The organism is Sulfurimonas sp. CVO, assembly GCF_009883775.1.
Lineage (GTDB): Bacteria > Campylobacterota > Campylobacteria > Campylobacterales > Sulfurimonadaceae > Sulfurimonas > Sulfurimonas xiamenensis.
Map to the genome: position 1 here is coordinate 102,603 of NZ_CP033720.1, position 18,743 is coordinate 121,345.

Genomic DNA, 18,743 nt, shown 5'->3' on the forward strand with positions numbered 1-18,743 from the left:
TATTATGTTTTATTTAGATATTGCCGCTTTAAGAGTTTCTTCTTCTATTGCATCTTTTGTATATTTTACAATAACAAGTTTTTCCGTATCATTTATATACCACTCTGCAATATGCTTATGCTCAAAGTTTGTCAGTTTATCCATATCTACACTTGTTTGTGGAAGATAAATATGAGAGTATTTAGTAGGATTTTGAAGTTTCAATGTCCATAAAAGCCATAAAGCCGCAATAGCTGCAACTGATACACCAATAGTTTCTCTGTCACTAAATCCCAAAAAGAGTCCTGCCGATGTACCGCCTATAAATGTAGAAAAATAGGCAACAGAATTTGAAATACCAAGAGCGGCTCCTTTTTGATGCACCTTAGCAAACTTTGTTATCATAGACTGAACTAATGGCTCCATCATATTGAAAGCTATAAAAAACAGCACAACTCCAACTATAAAAAATATACTTGAAGTTGTTAATCCCATAATTAAAAATGAAACGATAAAAAGAACAATAGAGAATAAAAATATCTCTTTTGGTTTGTTATGTTTTTCACCAAATATTACAGCAGGACCCATCGCGGCTAAGCCAAAAACCATAGCAGGAAGATAAGCCATATAGAGATCTGATTTTTGCCAAGAAAATGTATCGCTTGTTAAAATAATAGGTATAAGAACAAAGGCGATAGTCATTAAGCCTTTTTGCATCGCATTGACAATAATCATATTTAAAAGATTTGGATCTTTTAGGATATCAGAAGTTTTTGCTGTTGCATGATATATATGTTTGATTTTTGGTGGTGTCGGTACTTTTGTAAAAAGAAGAATAATAGCCAAAACAGCAAAAACAGCAGTCAATATAAAGAGCGATGCAATACCAAATTTAGCACCGAGTACAGGACCAAGGCCCATAGCAAGAGCAAAGCTCAAAGCTATAGATGCTCCCATAATTGCCATTGCTTTTCCCCTTATCTCCTCTTCAACCAAATCAGAAATCATTGCTGTGATAACAGAGCCAATTGCTCCTGCACCTTGTAAGAAACGACCTAACATAAGCGTATATATATCACTGGAGTAAGCACAAATAATAGAACCGGCTAAGAAGATAAGCAAACCAACCAGCAAAGTCGGTTTTCTGCCTATTTTATCGCTCATTGTTCCAAAAGGAACTTGAAAAAGAGCTTGAGTCAATGCGTAACCGCCGACAACTATACCAACAAGAAGAGGAGTGGATCCTTCAAGTTCAAGCGCAAAAATTGAAATAACCGGTAATACTAAAAAGAGGCCTAAAAATCTGAGAGAAAGAATTGCTGAGAGAGGAAATACTTTTTTAAACATTATCTGCCTTAAATATTATATAATTTTGCAATTATATTAAAAAGATTGTTTACAGAAACTTTGTGGATGAAAAAAACATATATTTAAAGTAAATTATAAGGATAAGATGTGAAATTGATATTGGCTACATCAAATAAAGGGAAAGTGAGAGAGATAAAAGCGCTTTGCGAAGAGTTTGAGGTGATTCCATATAGTGAGCTTTTAGAAGAGTTTGAAATAATTGAAGACGGAGATGATTTTAAAGAGAATGCGCTTATAAAAGCAAGAGCTGTTTATAAAGCTTTAAATGAAAAATTGGGATATGAAGATATTATAGTATTAGCTGATGACAGCGGGATTAGTGTTGATCTTCTTAATGGCAAACCCGGGATATATAGTGCAAGATATGCAAGAAAAGGCGCAACTGATAAAGATAACTTATATAAACTTATTCAAGATATAAAAGATAAAAATGTAAAAAAATCACCTGCTCATTATACAGCAGCAATAGCAATAGTTACAAATAAGGGTGAATATTCAGTACATGGCTGGATGTATGGAGAGGTAGTTGCAGAAGCTGTTGGAGATGGCGGATTTGGATATGATCCTATGTTTATCCCCTTAGGCTACGACAAAACATTAGGTCAATTAGATGATGAAATAAAAAAACAGTTGTCACATCGTGCAAAAGCACTTGAATTGGCGAAGATTATTTTGCAAACTCTATAGAACTAATGAAAAATAGTCAATAAAATAACTCCAAAAAGTATGCGATAAATTCCAAAAGAGACAAAGGTAAATTTATCTAGAAATTTTAGAAATAGTTTTATTGTTAGATATGCAACGATAAAAGATGTGACAAAACCGACTGTTAGAACCATAATATTAGTATCGGTAAAGTCTTTATAATATTTTAGCAAATCGTAAGCGGCAACAGCGCTCATAACTGGAAATGCCAACAAAAAACTAAACTCTGCACTTGTTTTTCGATTGAGTCCTACAAGAAGAGCACCAATAATTGTGGAACCAGCCCTACTAGTTCCGGGAATGAGTGCGAATACTTGAGCGAAACCTATTATTAGAGATTGTTTCAGGGTGACATCCTCAACACTGTGGGTTGTATGAGCATCTTCATGTATAAAAAATTTCTCTACTATCAAAAAAAGTATTCCGCCGGCAATAAACATAACTGCCACAATAGTTACATTAAAGAGTTCTTTTATTTGTGAAGAGAAGATAAAGCCGATAATAGCCAAAGGAAGAAATGCAATAAAAACTTTCATCCACAAATCAATTTTTTTTATGCTAAATTTATCCTTATAGTTAAAGATAACAGCCAAAATCGCAGAGAATTGAATGATAACCTCATATGCCTTGTTTACACTATTTTGTTCTATATCTAAAAAATGGCTTGCAACTATAAGATGACCTGTAGAAGAGATAGGCAAAAACTCCGTAAAACCTTCAATTATGCCTAAAATCACTGAATCAAATAGTGTCATAAAAATCCTTGACCTGTAAAATTTTAAAATTTTCAATGCAATTCTAGCATAAAAATAAAGTGTCAATTTAAGTTATTTGGATATAATGCGTGGTTTTAATAATAATCTATTTTAGGAATTTTTAAATGCTACTTTTTACTCCTGGACCGACCCCGGTACCCCAAAATGTTCGTAATGCAATGAGTGATGAGACGATGCATCACCGCACACCCGAATTTGAAGCTATTTTTGAAAAAACTAGAAAATATCTTTTTGATTTGTTTAAAAGTGATGAGGTTGTTATGCTTGCATCCAGTGGAACGGGAGCGATGGAAGCTGCTGTTATAAACTTGTGTCATAATACTCTTTTAAATGTAAACTCCGGAAAATTTGGCGAGAGATTTGGAAAAATTGCTGTAGCTCATGGACTTGGAAATATTGAGATAAAAAATGAGTGGGATACTCCTGTAAGTGTTGAAGAAGTTGTTGCATTGATAAAAAGCGACTCTAATATCGATGCTATTGCGATTCAAGTTAGTGAATCAGCAGGTGGACTTCGTCATCCTGTTGAAGAGATTGCCAAAGCTGTAAAAGAGATAAATTCCAATATTATGATTATTGCTGATGGCATTACTGCTGTTGGTGTTGAAGAGATTGATGTAAGCAATATTGATTGTCTTATAGCGGGAAGCCAAAAAGCTCTTATGCTTCCTCCGGGACTTGCGATACTTGGCTTGAGCAATGCAGCGATAGAGAAGATCGGAAACGGAAGAGGTTACTACTTTAATCTTGCTACAGAGATAAAATCTCAAAGAAAAAATACTACTGCATGGACGGCTGCTACAACTTTGACTATCGGTCTTTTGGAGATTTTGGAAACTATCGAAAAAAACGGCGGACTGAATAAGCTTTATGAGGAGACCGCAGTTCGTGCCGATGCTGTTGTTTCAGCGTTAAAAGCGATAGGTTTGCATATATATCCAAAAACTCCTGCACTCTCTATGACGACAATTGATGATGTTGATGCTTCGCAAATTAGAAAAATTTTAAAAGATCAATTTGAAGTAAATGTAGCTGGCGGGCAGGATCATCTAAATGGTAAAATTTTTCGAATAAATCAAATGGGATTGATTCCTCCGTATGAGATGGCATGGGTTGTAAACTCTATTGAACTTGCTCTTGCAAAACTTGGCCGCAGATCTTATGATGGAACAGCAAATAGAATTTTTAATGAAAAATACTTCAAAGTTGGTAAATAGATGATACTAGAACATGAAATTCCCAGCGGTTCAAAACTCTACTTCGGCAATAGTGCTAAGATAAAAAGAGAGATAGAAAAAATCGCTAGCGATATTTTGTACTCTAAGGGATTTGAGGAGATCGCCACTCCTATATTTTCATACCATCAGCATAAAAGTATTGCAGATGAGAGAGAACTTATAAAAGTAAATGATGAAAAAAACAACGCTATCTCTTTAAGAGCGGATTCAACTATAGATGTTGTTAGAATTATTGAGAAAAGATTAGGAAGAAATACTGAACATAAAAAATGGTTTTATATCCAACCAGTTTTTCGATATCCTACAGATGAGCAGTATCAAATCGGTGCAGAATTTATGGGTGAGAGCAAAGTATCATCAATTTTAAATATAGCAACGGATATTTTTGATAAATTAGAAGTAGAACCCCTTGTTCAAATTTCAAATATGGTGATTCCCAAAATATTGGTTGAGATGTTTGATGAGTTGACTTTGGATGATTTTCGTTATGTAAATATAGAAAAATTATTAAATCTTAAAGTGAAATGGCTTGAAAAACTTGTATATCTCCAACATGTAGAACAAGTAGACGAGTTGCTTAAGATTGTTCCAGACGAAATAAAAGTTGAGCTGGAAAAGATGAAAAATTTATGCAATGCCATGGTTTGTAAAAAAAGTGTTCTAGCTCCGATATATTATGCAAAAATGCTCTATTATGATGAGCTGTTTTTTAGAGTCATAGATAAAAACGAAGTTTATGCAAGAGGCGGAAGATACAAAAATTCAGAGCTAACTTCTGTAGGTTTTGCAATTTACACAGATGTATTGATAGAAACAAAAGCGAATTAAAAGAGGATAATAATGAAAGCAGATTTAATAGTAGGTATACAGTGGGGCGATGAAGGAAAAGGCAAAATTGTAGATAGATTGGCCGGTAAATATGATATGGTTTGCAGAAGCCAGGGCGGACACAATGCAGGCCATACAATTTGGGTTGATGGCGTAAAATATGCACTTCACCTTATACCTTCTGGTGTATTAAATCCTAAAGCTGTTAATATTGTGGGCAATGGCGTTGTTCTCTCTCCAGAATCCATTATTAAGGAGATGACTCAGTTTGAAGGCTTAGAAGGAAGACTTTTTATCTCCGACAAAGCTCACTTAAACCTGCCTTACCACTCTCTAATCGATCAAGCCCGTGAAAAATTAAAAGGCGATAAAGCAATTGGTACAACAGGTAAAGGAATAGGACCTGCCTATTCTGATAAAATAAACAGAGTAGGCGTTAGAGTAGGGGAACTTTTAAATCCTGCGAGACTTTGCGATTCAATTATGGGCTATTTTGAACAAAATAGAGATATATTTGACATTTTGGATATAAAAACACCGAATAAAGCTGAACTTTTAGATGAGCTAGAGGGGTATAAAGCTAAACTCGCTCCATTTATTACTGATACGACTCAGATGCTTTGGAGAGCGTTAGATGAAGAGAATAAAAGAGTTCTTTTAGAGGGTGCTCAGGGAACAATGCTTGATATTGATCATGGAACATATCCTTATGTAACATCAAGCTCAACGGTTAGTGCAGGCGCCTGTACAGGTTTGGGAATAAATGCAAAAGATATCGGTAAAATTACCGGCATTGTTAAAGCATATTGTACGCGTGTTGGAAATGGACCTTTTCCAAGTGAAGATTTGGGTGAAGATGGAAAAAGACTCGGAAAACAGGGGCATGAGTTTGGCACAACAACAGGGCGCGCAAGAAGATGCGGATGGTTTGATGCGGTAGCGTGCAGATACGCAAGCCGCTTAAACGGCTGTGACGAGCTTGCACTTATGAAGCTCGATGTTCTCGATGGATTTGAAGAAGTTAAAATATGTGTTGCTTATGAATTAAACGGTGAAAAGATAGACTATCTTCCGCAAAATTTAGATGATGTAAAACCGATTTATAAATCGTTTAAAGGTTGGGATAAATCTGTTGGAGCAAGAAGATTAGAAGATTTGCCAAAAGAGGCGCAAGAGTATATTAAAGTGATTGAAGAGATTACAAAAACGAAAGTGGGTATTATCTCAACATCTCCGGAGAGAGACGACACAATTATTTTATAAACAGCTTTTAAGTTATCAGCAATATTAAGTAAAGTAGTTTATTCTCTAATCATAAACTAACCTTACTTATTGTAAAATATCCAAATTTATTTTAAAACAAGTAGGGTCTATCGATGAAAATATCACTTAAAACTATACCTCATATAGCGAATAAGATTGCAGTTGATTTAAAGAAGAGTGGTGTTGTTACGATGACAAAGGGTCTTGAGCCAATTGCACAGGAATCTCAAAAAATATTAGCACATGATGTTAAGCAAGAGATTGCTTTGGAAGAGAAGGCGAGAGAGATTTGTGAAGCAAATGAAGAGCAGATAGAGTTTAATCTTGTTGATGAGAGACAGCTCTTTTTTATGATAAAGAAAAAGCTAGCTCCTGAATTTGGTGTTATCTTAAATTATGAAGAGCGTTATTCAGATATTTCGCATAAAATTTTAGATGAGCTTTATGAAGAGGATCTGATTCATTTTGATGTAACAGAAAATCGTATTAAAAATATTATTTTTAATGCGATTACATCTTTTATAACAGAAGCTTCTGAGCTGGATAATATAATAATGGACAAAATTAGAACATACAAAAAGAAGTATATTCCGGGAACTGACGAGTTTGATATTTTATATGAAAAGCTCTATAGAGAAGAGCTTACAAAAAGAGGCATGGAGTAGTGAATATGAAAGTTTTAACAAAAAAAGTTTGGCTATATTTTGAAAATGGAACTTTTTTAGAGGCTCATAGTTTTGGTGCAGAAGATACTGTAGTTGGCGAGATTGTGTTTAACACTTCTATGAGTGGGTATCAGGAAGTAATGTCAGATCCGTCTTATGCCGGTCAGTTTGTAACTTTTACAATGCCAGAAATTGGTAATGTCGGGGTTAATTCTCAAGATATGGAGAGTAAATCTGCACATGCAAAAGGAATGATAGTTAGAAAGTATCAGGATAGATACTCCAATTTTAGAGCAGAAGCATCACTGGCTAGTTTTTTAAAAGAACAAAATGTTATGGGTATTTGTGATATTGATACAAGATATATAACAAAAATGCTAAGAAAAGAGGGTGCTATGATGATGATAGCATCTACTGAAATAAGTGATAAAGAAGAGTTAAAAAATATTTTGGCTCAATCACCTAGAATAGAAGATATTAATTATATAGAGCAAGTAAGTACAAAAACAGCATATAAACATACTCAGTCAACTTATGATTATAGAGAGTTTGATTATAACTCTGCACCGACACCGGAGGCAAATATAGCAGTTTTAGATTTTGGTGTAAAAAGAAATATTTTAAATGAACTTGTAAATGCTAAAATGAGTGTTGAAGTAATACCAAATAATTTTAGTGCAGAAAATTTAATAGATAGATATAATAAAAAAGAGATAGACGGTGTTTTTCTCTCAAATGGTCCAGGTGATCCGCTGGTTTTAAAAAAAGAGCAAGAAGAGATAAAAAAATTAATAGCTGCAAAAGTTCCTATGTTTGGAATATGTCTTGGGCATCAGCTTCTTTCAATATCACACGGATATGATACATATAAATTGAAATTTGGTCATCATGGCGGTAATCATCCTGTAAAAAACATTAAAACAGGATTGGTTGAAATCACTGCACAAAATCACAATTATAATGTTCCTCAAAATATTGTTGAAGTAGCAGAGGTTACACATCTTAATCTATTTGACAATACAATAGAGGGATTAAAATACAATAATGCTCCAATATTTTCTGTTCAGCATCACCCAGAAGCCAGCCCTGGCCCAAAAGAGAGCAGATATATCTTCAATGAGTTTTTATCTTTAATAAAAAGATAAAAACTTCTTCCTCTTCCCTTTCAAAAATAATTTTTTACAAATTTATTACTTAAAAACAGGATAAAAACCATCAGTATGAAAAATATGTCAAAAAAATGTCATTGTTTAAGAAATCTTAAATATTTATACTGTTATCATATGTATGTTAATTAGTTTAATAAATTCAATTAAACTTAATTGTTTTAAATCTTAAGGAGTCTATATATGGAAAATCGTCCATTAGAGTATGACTATACAATTGCCAAAATGTTTATGATGACAACAGTGGTTTTTGGTATCATTGGAATGCTGATTGGTGTAATTTTAGCTTTTCAGCTTGCTTTTCCAGAAGCTAATTTATTCTTAGGGGAGAGTTTGGCAGAATATACAAATTTCAGTCGTCTCCGTCCTTTGCATACAGATGCGGTAATATTTGGGTTTACAATAAGTGGTGTTTTTGCTACTTGGTATTATGTAGGTCAGCGTGTACTAAAAGTGTCAATGGGTGAATCAGCCTTTTTGATGTTTTTAGGCAAGTTACATTTTTGGTTATATGTATTGGGAGTTCTTGCAGTAGTTGTTTCGCTGTTTGCCGGAATAACAACTTCCAAAGAGTATGCCGAATTTGAGTGGCCTATCGATATCGTTATAGTAATAATTTGGGTTATATGGGGCATAGGCATGTTTGGTTTAATCGGTATTCGCCGTGAAAAATCTCTCTATATTTCAATATGGTACTATATAGCTACTTTCTTAGGTGTAGCGATGCTATATCTATTTAACAATATGGAAATACCGACAATATTAGCAACATCTGCTGCCGGTGAAAGCGGTATAGGCGCATGGTATCATTCGGTTTCTATGTATGCCGGTACAAATGATGCTCTTGTTCAGTGGTGGTATGGACATAATGCAGTTGCTTTTGTTTTTACTGTACCCATTATTGCAATGATTTACTACTTTTTACCCAAAGAGTCGGGTCAAGCCATATATTCGTATAAGCTCTCTTTACTCTCTTTTTGGGGATTAATGTTTGTTTATCTATGGGCAGGCGGGCACCATCTTTTATACTCAACTGTTCCGGACTGGATGCAGACAATGGGTTCGATTTTTTCAATAATATTGATTCTTCCGTCTTGGGGATCTGCTATCAATATGCTTCTTACAATGAAGGGAGAGTGGCAGCAAGTTGCAGCTTCTCCGTTGATTAAATTTATGGTTTTAGCTTCAACTTTTTATATGTTTTCAACATTAGAAGGTCCGATTCAAGCTATTAAGTCTGTTAATGCAATTGCTCACTTTACAGACTGGATTGTTGGACATGTTCATGATGGTGTTCTTGGATGGGTTGGTTTTATGATTATGGCTGCACTTTTTCATATGGCACCTCGCGTATTTAAAAGAGAGCTATACTCTAAGTCATTGATGGCGGCGCAGTTTTGGATTCAAACATTAGGTGTTGTTTTGTACTTTACTTCTATGTGGATTTCAGGTATTACGCAAGGTATGATGTGGCGTGCACATGATGAGTTTGGTAATTTAGCTTACTCATTTATCGATACGGTAACAGTTCTTCATCCGTATTATGTAATTCGTGGTGTTGGTGGTTTATTATATCTAATCGGTTTTTTAATGTTTGCATATAACATTTACAAAACTATGACTGCTCGTCGTGTTGAAGAGATAGAGCTACAAAATGCATCGCCTATGGGCGCTTAATAGAAAGGATAAAATATGTTTCATTGGTTAGAAAAGCATCCGTTCTTTTTTGCGGTAGGTGTTTTTATAGTTATTTCTTTTGCAGGTTTAGTAGAGATTCTTCCGAGTTTTGCGCAAGCATCTCGCCCTGTTATTGGTACTGCTCCATACTCGACACTGGAGCTAGCGGGTCGTCAAGTTTATATAAAAAATAGTTGTAATGCATGTCATTCACAACTGATTCGTCCATTTAAATCAGAAACTGATCGTTATGGACATTATTCACTAAGTGGTGAGTATGCGTATGACCGTCCATTCTTATGGGGTTCTAAAAGAACAGGTCCGGATTTAATGCGTGTTGGTAACTATAGAACAACTGACTGGCATGAAAATCATATGAAAGATCCGCAAAGCGTAGTGCCTGGTTCTATTATGCCGGCATATAGATGGATGTTTACAAATAAAGCTGATATCGAGACTGCTTTTGCGGAGCAGCTTACTGTTGCTGAGTATTTTTCAGTTCCTTATAATCAAGAGGTACCTATGAAAGATGGTTCAACAAAAGTTGTTAAAATGGGTAAAAGCGTTGCCGAAGCAAAAGAGTTGGCTCTCGAAGAGGCAAAGGCTGTAGTGGCAGATATGAAAGATCAAGATGTTAAAGATGCAGTGGCTAGAGGTGAAATTCCTGAAATAGTTGCATTAATTGCATATATGAACAGTCTTAAATAAAAAGGGTTTAAAGTGGATATTGCACAGTTACAGGCTTACGGATACTTTGCACTGACATTCTTTCTTGTTGTTGCTTTGTATGCATATATATATCATCTCTATAGTAAAAAAAAAGATGCTGATGGGATTGATTATGAGCAGTATAGCAATATGGCATTAAAAGATGATATAGATGATACTCCGGTATCTCCTAAATCAGATAGTGAGGCACCTTCTGAAGGTGAAAAGAAAAGAGGAGAGATATATGAATAAGCTTTATCTTTGGGGAATTATTATAACTGTTGCAATGATTGGTGCTACATATTTGTCAGTAGCAACATCCAAAGGCGGTTTAAATAATGATATTGTAAATATACTTGCGGTAACGGGAGCGGTTGCATTAGTAATCATTACTGTTTTTGTCGTAATCAAGTATGTTCGTCAGATGCAAGTTGACACTGCATCCGGTGAGCTTGCAGATGAAAATTGGGATGGTATAGGTGAGTATAAAAATGAACTGCCTACTGGCTGGGCAGTTATGTTCTTACTTACTATGATATGGGGTATGTGGTATTTTACAATCGGATATCCTTTAAATGCCTATTCGCAAATAGGTGAATATAATGAAGATGTTGCAGTTCATAATGCAAAATTTGAAGAAAAATATAAAGATATTACAGGCGAAAGATTAGTTGAGATGGGAGAGTCTGTTTATTTGGCAGAGTGTAAAGTTTGTCATGGATTAAGTGCTGACGGTATTGATGGAAAAGCGGCAAATTTAAATATAAGAATTGATGAACAATCAGTTAAGTATATAATAGAAAATGGATCAAATAACAAGCTTTTGGGCATGGAGATGCCGATGCCTGATCGAAACGGTCTTTTTAATGTAAATACTGGAGCTCTTATTACAGATGCAGAGATTGATATAGTTTCAAAGTATGTCGCAAATGGTATGAGTGGCGAAGGTGCTGATGTATTTGCAGGTGCATGTATGTCTTGTCATGGAGAAGATGGAAAAGGCATGGAGTTTGTGGCTCCAAGTATAGTAACATATACACCGGTTTTAGTTAGCAATGTTCTTGCACATGGTAAAAAAGGTATTATCGGCACTATGCCTAAGTTTGACAGACTTAATGATAAGCAAAAAGAAGCAGTTGGTGCTTATATTACCAGCTTAAGCAAATAAGGAGTTGGTTATGAATGAAAATAGAAGTATATTCTCTCTTGATGGCATAACAGGGATGTTAATAGCAACGATTTTGCTGCTTGCAATTTTAGTTTTTTTATCAATTTGGGCTGTAAATGTGCAACAAAAAAGTTCTTCAAATTTTTACGATTTAAAAGATGAAACATCAATTAAAATGATTGGTTCAAAAGAATCTGATCATATTATTGATGTAAAGTAAAGGAGTATAGTAATGGATAAAATAATTTCATGGGGGCTTGTGCTTATGGCTCTATATACACTTTATGTGGTTTTAACACCAAATCATCTTTTTATCGGCTAGGAAGTTTCATTGTATTTTAGAAGAGGATTTTTTATAATTGTTCTTTTAACTGTTTTTAAATCTTCTTTAATAGCCGGGTATCTTTATAAAGATGAGATTATTTTTAACTCTTTATTTAAGAGTGATATTGAAAAATTAGGCTCAGAGCTATATCAAAAAACAGGTGTTTCGTTAAGACTTATTATGCTTAAAAAATTGCCTGATAACACAAATATAGTTGCCTATGAAAAAGAGTTGATAAAAGATTTTAATGAGCCGACTATCTTACTGACATTTTCAGAGATAGATTTGAAAGTAGATATTCTGGCAAATGACACTTCTTTATACACGCTTTTTGATAAAAAACAGGTTTTAAGCCCCGTTGCTTCGCCTATTCAGGCTTTTATTATGGCTCTTTTTTATAGCGAAGGCTGGTCTTCATTTAAAGAGATTGCAACGAACTCTAATGGGACAATTATTCCTCTTTTGGCTCAAAAAGCTAAAGATGATGAGCTGCTTGGCAAATATTCCGGCGCAATGTTTAACGGGTACGCAGATATTGCAGAACAAATTGCCAAAAGTAAAAATGTAGTTCTAGAAAATGCAGTCGGCAATGCTAATCAAAACAGTATATTTTTTGTAAAAATACTTTTTTACGGTTTTATACTTTATGGCATATTCTTATACATTAGAAGAAAACTATATATAAAAAGGCAAAATCTTGAGTAAAAAAAGCGCTAAAATATGGCCATATTCAATCGTAATATCCATAACACTTGTATTTATCGCATGTGTGGCTACTATTGTTATTGCCAATAAACTTCCTGTTGAAAAGAGTGATACCTATATGATGGGTTATCATGAGGCAGATGCAAAAGCAAATGAGATACTAAAATCTGCAATAGAGTTTAATAAAAGGTATAAAATAGAGTATATCTCTGATGAGTTAAGCTCGAAAAATTGTATTGTAAAATACAGAGTTATGGATAGTGCTTCCAATCCTGTCAATAATGCAGATATTAAAATCGTTATCACAAGACCAAATAACCACAAGTATGACCAAGAGTTAAGTAATCCTGTTATAGAAAATGGAATCTATACCTTTCGTGCAACAAAACTTCCTCAAGAGGGAAGATGGGATATTATGGCAAAAGTAAAAGTGGAAGATATCCAAAGATTTTATAATATTAAAGCAGATACAAGATCAAAAGAGGTTATAGAGTATTAAGCGCTTTTAGAGGTAGCCATTGGTTATAATAAAATTATGAATAAATCTATTATAGTCTTACCATCTGCTCGCGCAATTAGACAGAAGCAGTTAGCTGTGGAGGGTTCAACTCTTTTTTTGCCAAATTACATCACTATGAGTGATTTTATAGCAAATCTATGTATAGTAAAAGATTTTAAAACTCTTGATGCGGATAGCAGAGTTTTGCTTCTTTTAGAAGCAGCTGATTTTAAAAGTTTTTCAAATCTACAAATTAAAAGAAATTTTTTTACCTTCACAAAAAATGCATCCTATATATTTAAATTTTTTCAAGAGTTAAGTGCCGAGAAGTATGATATAGCTAATCTTGGTATCTCTGATATCTATGGCGAGTATGAGGAGCATATTGCCATACTTCAGGAACTTTATAGAAGATATGATACTTTATGTAGTCAAAGAAAAGTTCTCGATAAGATATTTCTTCCAAAACTTTATATTTTTAATGAGAGTTATATAAAAAATTATAAAAGTGTAGAGCTGTATGTAGATGGGCATCTGACAAACTTTGAGCTCGAACTTTTAGAGAAGTGCTGTGTGTTTAGCAGTGTTAGTATTATCTTTAGCGCTACAAGATTCAATACAAAAATGCAGAGCAAATTTTTAGATATGGGTATAGAGCTGGAGCAAGGGTATAGATATACACTATCTCTTAATAAAAAAAAGATATGCTCAAAAGAGAAAATAGAGTTTAATAAAAAGATAACATCTCAATCTTTCAGTGAGCCGGTTTTGCAAGTTGCTTATGTGAAAACAAAGATATATGAGTTTGTAAAAAAAGGGTATAAACCTGAAAATATCGCAGTTATTTTACCTGATGAGAATTTTGCGCAGACACTTAAGGTTTTTGATAAAAGTGCTAATTTTAATTTTGCTATGGGTGAGCCTTTTGCCAAAACAAAGATCTATGAGAAACTAAATGCTACATGCAAGTATATAGAACAGGATTCTAAAGAGAATGAAGCAAGGCTTGAGCGCGTAGGTGATGAGTTTTATTTAAATTTATACTCGATTTATAATAAAAAGAGCTCAGATGTGGATATTTTAGCTTTTTTAAAGAGCTACAAAGAGAGTTTTACAAACAAAAAAGAGATTAAAATTTTTGAAGAGGAGCTTTATAGCTTTAAAAATATTTTACCTTTTATGAAAGAGATGCATATTAAATCTGTAATCAATCTATTTTTGCAAAGATTGGCAAATAGAACGATTGATGATGTGCGAGGCGGAAAAATAACGGTTATGGGGGTTTTAGAGACTCGCTCTGTGGAGTTTGATGCGGTTGTTATAGTTGATTTTAGCGACAAACATGTTCCAAAAAAAAGTGATAAGGATATGTTTTTAAATACAAATATCAGAGAGATGGCAAACCTTCCGACTATGAGAGACAGAGAAAATCTGCAAAAACATTATTATGAGATGTTGATAAACAGAAGTAAAGAGGCAGCAATCTCTTTTGTAAAATCAGATGAGAGTAGCGGTTCTAGATTTTTAAAACAGCTCGGTATTGAAGAGAAAAACAGCTATTTAGAGCTTGATTATGCAGGCGTGCTTTTTCAAAGAGCAACTTTTGACATAAAAAAAGATGAAGATATTGTTTTGGAGTACAGTTTTAAAGATAAAAAACTCTCTGCTACAAAGCTGAAAACTTTTCTTACTTGCAGAAGAAAGTATTACTATAAATATATAAAACAGATAGCAAATCATGAGATTCCAAAAGATATGCCACAGGAGTATGAGATTGGTCAGGATGTCCATGAAGCACTTAAAAATCTTTACGAAAAAAAGAGTTTTTATACAGATAAGCATGCGCTTCAAAAAGACCTTTATAAAGAGCTTGACAATGCATGCGGAGATAGTGAGTTTGAGAAGTATCTTATTGCACTGCAAAAAAGAAGAATGGAGAGCTTTTGCGAGAATGAGGTAGTAAGATTTAAGCAGGGTTGGAGAGTCGAAGCGTGTGAAGAGAGCCTTCAGTGTGAGTTTGCAGGTATAACACTTGTCGGACAAATAGACAGAGTTGATAAAAAAGGAAGCGATATTTATGTTATTGACTATAAAACAGGTTCTTATCCTCTTTATACAGAAAAAAATCTGCATGAAGCAACCGATTTTCAGCTGGAATTTTACTATCTGCTCGCGCAAAAATTTGGTAATGTTACTGGGTGCGGATACTATGATCTCAAAGAGTCAAAAATTGTAAATGAGCCATTTTTGAAAGAGAAACTTGCAGTTTTGGAATCAAATATAAAAGATCTTTTAAATATTCAAGAGCTTAATTTCAGCAGATGCGAAGATCTTAAAAGTTGTCTCTACTGCGAATATAAAATCATGTGTGGTAGAGAATAATGTTTATAAATAACCTAGCTTATGAAGCAAGTGCCGGAAGCGGAAAGACTTTTATGCTGGTCGTGCGTTATTTGAGTCTGCTTTTTAAGGGCGCCGAACCATCAAAGATACTTGCTCTTACCTTTACAAATAAAGCTGCAAATGAGATGCAAGAGAGGATAGTTCAAACTTTAGAGGAGCTTGAACACAGAGGCGAGCTTGATGAGATTGTAAAAGTTACCGAACTCTCTCGTGATTATTTGCTTCAAAACCGCCAAAGAGTTTTGAATGAGTTTTTAAACTCGCATACAAAAATTATGACTATAGATAGTTTTTTTACACAGATTTTGCGTAAATTTTCTCTTTATGCCTCATTAATGCCTGATTTTTCAACCTCTTCCTCGCAGCATGAGCTTAAGCTTCTCTCTCGCTTTTTAAAAGAGGTAAGCGTAGCTGGAAAAAAAGAGACACTTATTTTGCTCTCGCTTGCTTTTAACAAAAGATTTACAGATATATTTTCTCTCTTAGATGAGTTTTACATAAAATTTAAAGAGATAAAGCATATAAAGTTTAAAAAACATAACTACAGAGTATTTGAAGAAGAAGCTCTCTCTTCTATGGCAGAACTAAAAAAAATTATCTCTTCATGTAAAGCTGCATCTAAAACAGCGCTTAAATCAGTTGAAGTCCAAAATTATGAAGAGCTTTGTGCAAAAGCATGGATAGGAAGAGAAACACTTAATTATAATACATTTTCGAAATGTTTTACTTCTGAAATAGATCATCTGCTTACTAAAATACAAGAGGCGATAAGAGAGCATAGTCGTGCAAAAGAGCAGAACTTCTTTTATGCCATCAAAGAACTTGTGGACATATATATAAAATCAAAAAAAGCACTTTATATGGATGACAGCGAACTTAGTTTTAGCGATGTAACTTATCTTGTTTATGAGATTTTAAATCTTATTGAGGATAGTCACTTTTTATATTTCAGACTTGATGCGCAGATAGAGCATATGCTCCTTGATGAGTTTCAAGATACCAGTATATTGCAGTATGAGGTACTAAAACCGCTTATAAATGAGATAACTTCGGGCAAAGGTATTTTTGATAATGGAAGTTTCTTTTTTGTTGGAGATGTAAAGCAGTCCATTTATAGATTTCGCGGTGGAGTGAGTGCACTTTTTGATGCTGTTAGAAGAGAAAACGATACGCATGTGGAGAAACTTTTAACAAATTACCGTTCACAAAAAGAGGTGGTTGCATTTGTAAATGAGTTGTTTGAAAAAAGAATAAAAAACTATACTCCTCAATTGGTAAGAGAGGGTGCAGAGGGAGGATATGTTGAGGTTGTGCAAAATGATGACCCGCTTGAAGAGGTTGTCATCAGAGTGCAAAAACTTTTATCTATTGGAGCCAATAGCAGCGAGATAGCCGTTCTTTGTGCTACAAATAGCGATGGACAGACTCTCAAAGAAGCTTTGCTCGCTAAAAACATAGAGGTTATTACAGAGACTACAACAAAATTGATAAATCAAAAGAGCATAAAAGCCGTTTTAGAGTATTTGAAGTATCTATATTTTGACGAAGATATCTATTTACATAACTTTTTTGCTCTTGTCTCACAAAAAGTCCGCCCTCTTAAAAAGGTTGATTTTAACGAAGTGAAACTCTTAGATGTTGTTAAAAATATTATAGATGAGTTTAAACTATTTGGTGATGATTTTAATTATGTTAGATTTTTGGATGCGCTCTCAAAATATAGTGATATTGAATCACTTCTTTTTGAGTATGAGAGACTTGATTTAAGTGCGGCGGCAAGTCAGTTAAGCGGTGTAAGAGTTCTTACGGTTCATAAATCGAAGGGACTCGAATTTACACATGTTATAGTGATGGACAGGCTTAAAAAAGCACCGCCTGCAAGAGATGCTATCATTTATGAGTATGAGGGCATCTCTTTAAAAAATATCTATCTTCGCATAAAAGGACGGGAGAGTATTGATAAAAACTATGAAAATGCTTTAAAAAAAGAGAAGCTTTTGGTACATGAAGATAGCCTCAATGCGCTTTATGTCGCTTTTACAAGAGCAAGAGAAAATCTTTTTATAGTTACTAAATCAAAAGATTCAATGTTTGCCATACTGGACTTGAAAATTGGATGCAGCGGCAGTTTGGATATACAAAAAAGCCATATAAGAGAGCATGATTTTGCAAAGTTGCAAGCAGAAACAGGGGCTCTTGAGTATAAAGAGCTGTACTATGGAACGCAAAATGATATTTTAGCACTCGAGAAGGCTCAAGATGAGGATATAAAATCTATAAATTTTGGAATCGCAATGCATTACATGTTGGAGATGCTTGGTTCTTTTGATGCACAGAGTATCTCTCTTGCAAAAGAGATGATGCTTAATAAATATGGCGCTTTTTTAGAAGATGAAGAGATAGAGGATATAGAAAATAGAGTAAGCATGCTTTTAAAAAATAAGACATTTCTCTCTTTGGTAAAAGGAGAATGTTATAAAGAAAAAGCCATTAGATATAAAAACAATCTTCGATATATAGATCTTTTGGTAAAAAGCAATTCTGTAAAAGAGTCTCTTTTTGAGAGATGGAATATCATTGATTATAAAAGTGCACTCTCTTATGTAGATGAGCATAAAAAACAGGTAAATTATTATGTTAATGCAATAAAAGAGATAACCGGCGATGAGGTGGATGGATATATTTGTTATCTGCTTCAAAGCAGTATAAAAATAGTAAAAATATAAAACTTAAAAAAACCATAAATTCAGTTGTTTGTAAGTTTAAAAAGATATACTTTCGCCAATTAAACGGGCATTTTATTATGTTGATGTTAAGAAAATTACTTGAAAGGTTCAAGAATGAAATTTACGAAAATTGCAACTCCTGAACAAATCGATCAAAAATGGGTTTTGATTGATGCTGAAGGTAAAACTTTTGGTCGTATAATCACTGAAGTTGCAACAATACTTCGTGGTAAAAACAAACCATGTTTTACTCCAAATATTGATTGTGGAGACTATGTTGTAATTGTTAACGCTTCAAAAGCAAAATTCAACGGTCTTGGCAAAATCGCTAACAAAGAGTACTTCTCTCATTCAGGGTACTTTGGTAGCACAAAGAGCGTAAAGATGACTGAGCTTTTAGAGAAAAATCCTGAGAAGCTTTACAAATTAGCTACTCGCGGTATGCTTCCTAAAACTAAGCTTGGCGCTAAAATGCTTAAAAAATTAAAAATATATGCAGGTGCTGAGCATCCTCACACTGCACAATTAGCTAAGTAAGGATAAC

18 protein-coding genes are annotated in these 18,743 nt (G+C 34.0%); 16 read left to right on the forward strand and 2 right to left on the reverse strand.

From position 1 onward, the window contains the following. Positions 1 to 9: 9 nt before the first annotated feature. Positions 10 to 1,326 carry an MFS transporter gene (locus CVO_RS00525; RefSeq protein ID WP_152300112.1) on the reverse strand — a complete coding sequence of 439 codons (1,317 nt, stop codon included), beginning with the start codon at positions 1,324 to 1,326 and terminating at the stop codon, positions 10 to 12. 108 nt (positions 1,327 to 1,434) lie between these two features. Between CVO_RS00525 and rdgB the strand changes: the two genes are divergently transcribed. Beyond that, positions 1,435 to 2,034 carry an RdgB/HAM1 family non-canonical purine NTP pyrophosphatase gene (gene rdgB / locus CVO_RS00530; protein WP_159569397.1) on the forward strand — a complete coding sequence of 200 codons (600 nt, stop codon included), beginning with the start codon at positions 1,435 to 1,437 and terminating at the stop codon, positions 2,032 to 2,034. A gap of 2 nt (positions 2,035 to 2,036) precedes the next feature. Here the strand turns inward: rdgB and CVO_RS00535 are convergent, their stop codons facing one another. Further along, entirely contained in the window at positions 2,037 to 2,807 is a 771-nt protein-coding gene (locus tag CVO_RS00535; protein WP_152300110.1) for an undecaprenyl-diphosphate phosphatase, read from the reverse strand. A 125-nt stretch (positions 2,808 to 2,932) separates the two neighbouring features. Here CVO_RS00535 and CVO_RS00540 point away from each other — a divergent pair, with 125 nt between their 5' ends. The 15 genes from CVO_RS00540 (at position 2,933) to rplM (ending at position 18,736) form a co-directional block, all read left to right on the forward strand. Then, entirely contained in the window at positions 2,933 to 4,045 is a 1,113-nt protein-coding gene (locus CVO_RS00540) for a pyridoxal-phosphate-dependent aminotransferase family protein (protein ID WP_152300109.1), read from the forward strand. Next, on the forward strand, positions 4,046 to 4,894 hold the full coding sequence (locus CVO_RS00545; protein ID WP_152300108.1) for an ATP phosphoribosyltransferase regulatory subunit: 849 nt from the start codon (positions 4,046 to 4,048) through the stop codon (positions 4,892 to 4,894). 12 nt (positions 4,895 to 4,906) lie between these two features. Beyond that, on the forward strand, positions 4,907 to 6,157 hold the full coding sequence (locus tag CVO_RS00550; RefSeq protein ID WP_159569399.1) for an adenylosuccinate synthase: 1,251 nt from the start codon (positions 4,907 to 4,909) through the stop codon (positions 6,155 to 6,157). A 113-nt stretch (positions 6,158 to 6,270) separates the two neighbouring features. Continuing rightward, positions 6,271 to 6,822: a DUF507 family protein gene (locus CVO_RS00555; protein ID WP_152300106.1), complete on the forward strand. Its 552-nt coding sequence runs from the start codon at positions 6,271 to 6,273 to the stop codon at positions 6,820 to 6,822. Between the two features lie 5 nt (positions 6,823 to 6,827). Continuing rightward, positions 6,828 to 7,967: a glutamine-hydrolyzing carbamoyl-phosphate synthase small subunit gene (carA, locus tag CVO_RS00560; RefSeq protein ID WP_152300105.1), complete on the forward strand. Its 1,140-nt coding sequence runs from the start codon at positions 6,828 to 6,830 to the stop codon at positions 7,965 to 7,967. A 204-nt stretch (positions 7,968 to 8,171) separates the two neighbouring features. Beyond that, positions 8,172 to 9,665: a cytochrome-c oxidase, cbb3-type subunit I gene (ccoN, locus tag CVO_RS00565; RefSeq protein ID WP_152300104.1), complete on the forward strand. Its 1,494-nt coding sequence runs from the start codon at positions 8,172 to 8,174 to the stop codon at positions 9,663 to 9,665. A gap of 15 nt (positions 9,666 to 9,680) precedes the next feature. Then, on the forward strand, positions 9,681 to 10,373 hold the full coding sequence (ccoO, locus tag CVO_RS00570) for a cytochrome-c oxidase, cbb3-type subunit II (RefSeq protein WP_152300103.1): 693 nt from the start codon (positions 9,681 to 9,683) through the stop codon (positions 10,371 to 10,373). A gap of 12 nt (positions 10,374 to 10,385) precedes the next feature. Next, entirely contained in the window at positions 10,386 to 10,625 is a 240-nt protein-coding gene (locus tag CVO_RS00575) for a cytochrome c oxidase, cbb3-type, CcoQ subunit (RefSeq protein ID WP_152300102.1), read from the forward strand. Beyond that, a complete protein-coding gene (locus tag CVO_RS00580) occupies positions 10,618 to 11,541 on the forward strand; it encodes a cbb3-type cytochrome c oxidase N-terminal domain-containing protein (RefSeq protein WP_152300101.1) in 924 nt (307 codons plus the stop codon). Before CVO_RS00575 ends, CVO_RS00580 begins: the two co-directional genes overlap by 8 nt. A 10-nt stretch (positions 11,542 to 11,551) precedes the next feature. After that, positions 11,552 to 11,761: a DUF4006 family protein gene (locus tag CVO_RS00585; protein WP_152300100.1), complete on the forward strand. Its 210-nt coding sequence runs from the start codon at positions 11,552 to 11,554 to the stop codon at positions 11,759 to 11,761. 111 nt (positions 11,762 to 11,872) lie between these two features. Then, positions 11,873 to 12,571, forward strand: coding sequence for a 3-dehydroquinate dehydratase (locus CVO_RS00590; protein WP_152300099.1), 699 nt, complete (start codon positions 11,873 to 11,875; stop codon positions 12,569 to 12,571). Next, the gene (locus CVO_RS00595) at positions 12,564 to 13,070 is read left to right on the forward strand and encodes a FixH family protein (RefSeq protein ID WP_159569401.1); all 507 of its coding nucleotides are present in this window, start codon (positions 12,564 to 12,566) and stop codon (positions 13,068 to 13,070) included. Before CVO_RS00590 ends, CVO_RS00595 begins: the two co-directional genes overlap by 8 nt. 36 nt (positions 13,071 to 13,106) lie before the next feature. Then, positions 13,107 to 15,452, forward strand: coding sequence for a PD-(D/E)XK nuclease family protein (locus tag CVO_RS00600; protein WP_159569403.1), 2,346 nt, complete (start codon positions 13,107 to 13,109; stop codon positions 15,450 to 15,452). Next, positions 15,452 to 18,199 (forward strand): RecB-like helicase, encoded by a 2,748-nt coding sequence (locus tag CVO_RS00605; protein WP_159569405.1) that lies wholly within the window; start codon positions 15,452 to 15,454, stop codon positions 18,197 to 18,199. Before CVO_RS00600 ends, CVO_RS00605 begins: the two co-directional genes overlap by 1 nt. Positions 18,200 to 18,313: 114 nt before the next feature. Further along, positions 18,314 to 18,736, forward strand: a complete 423-nt coding sequence (rplM, locus tag CVO_RS00610) for a 50S ribosomal protein L13 (RefSeq protein WP_159569407.1) — start codon at positions 18,314 to 18,316, stop codon at positions 18,734 to 18,736. The last annotated feature ends 7 nt before the right edge of the window (positions 18,737 to 18,743 follow it).

Bases quoted from the DNA above. Each gene is read 5' to 3' on its own strand.
- carA (WP_152300105.1), top strand. From the start codon at position 6,828: ATGAAAGTTTTAACAAAAAAAGTTTGGCTATATTTTGAAAATGGAACT.
- CVO_RS00545 (WP_152300108.1), top strand. From the start codon at position 4,046: ATGATACTAGAACATGAAATTCCCAGCGGTTCAAAACTCTACTTCGGC.
- ccoO (WP_152300103.1), top strand. From the start codon at position 9,681: ATGTTTCATTGGTTAGAAAAGCATCCGTTCTTTTTTGCGGTAGGTGTT.
- CVO_RS00555 (WP_152300106.1), top strand. From the start codon at position 6,271: ATGAAAATATCACTTAAAACTATACCTCATATAGCGAATAAGATTGCA.
- CVO_RS00585 (WP_152300100.1), top strand. From the start codon at position 11,552: ATGAATGAAAATAGAAGTATATTCTCTCTTGATGGCATAACAGGGATG.
- CVO_RS00550 (WP_159569399.1), top strand. From the start codon at position 4,907: ATGAAAGCAGATTTAATAGTAGGTATACAGTGGGGCGATGAAGGAAAA.
- rplM (WP_159569407.1), top strand. From the start codon at position 18,314: ATGAAATTTACGAAAATTGCAACTCCTGAACAAATCGATCAAAAATGG.
- CVO_RS00540 (WP_152300109.1), top strand. From the start codon at position 2,933: ATGCTACTTTTTACTCCTGGACCGACCCCGGTACCCCAAAATGTTCGT.
- CVO_RS00525 (WP_152300112.1), bottom strand. From the start codon at position 1,326: ATGTTTAAAAAAGTATTTCCTCTCTCAGCAATTCTTTCTCTCAGATTT.
- ccoN (WP_152300104.1), top strand. From the start codon at position 8,172: ATGGAAAATCGTCCATTAGAGTATGACTATACAATTGCCAAAATGTTT.
- CVO_RS00600 (WP_159569403.1), top strand. From the start codon at position 13,107: ATGAATAAATCTATTATAGTCTTACCATCTGCTCGCGCAATTAGACAG.
- CVO_RS00580 (WP_152300101.1), top strand. From the start codon at position 10,618: ATGAATAAGCTTTATCTTTGGGGAATTATTATAACTGTTGCAATGATT.
- CVO_RS00535 (WP_152300110.1), bottom strand. From the start codon at position 2,807: ATGACACTATTTGATTCAGTGATTTTAGGCATAATTGAAGGTTTTACG.
- CVO_RS00605 (WP_159569405.1), top strand. From the start codon at position 15,452: ATGTTTATAAATAACCTAGCTTATGAAGCAAGTGCCGGAAGCGGAAAG.